Source organism: Vibrio sp. 10N.222.52.B7, from assembly GCF_041474275.1.
In the GTDB taxonomy this organism is placed as follows: Bacteria; Pseudomonadota; Gammaproteobacteria; order Enterobacterales; family Vibrionaceae; genus Vibrio; species Vibrio crassostreae_C.
This window is the reverse complement of the sequence record NZ_JBFRTU010000613.1, coordinates 1-245: the sequence shown is the minus strand read 5'-3', so window position 1 is coordinate 245 and position 245 is coordinate 1. Positions and strand designations below refer to the sequence as shown.

The following is a 245-nucleotide window of genomic DNA, read 5'->3' as shown; positions in this document are numbered from 1 at the left end:
GATCATTGATCTGCTTAAAATGGTCTAAATCAAACAACGCGATGTGAATCGTTTTTCCTTGTTGCGCCAGCCATTCGAAATCATAGAAGGTATCTAACGCCTCGGTTCGGTTTCTACATCCGGTCAACGGATCGGTTGTTGCCTTTACCTTTAGCTCTTCAATTTCTTGGGTTAAATAGCGTTGTTGCTCTGCTGCGCGCGTTTTGCTTCGCTGTGCGATATGTAATGCACAACCCACATAATAG

The 245-nt window shown here is 44.1% G+C and carries 1 protein-coding gene; it reads right to left on the bottom strand.

The genetic code is table 11. From position 1 onward, the window contains the following. Positions 1 to 245 (bottom strand): GGDEF domain-containing protein (locus AB4512_RS24460; protein WP_372176075.1); only part of this gene is annotated, 245 nt, incomplete at both ends.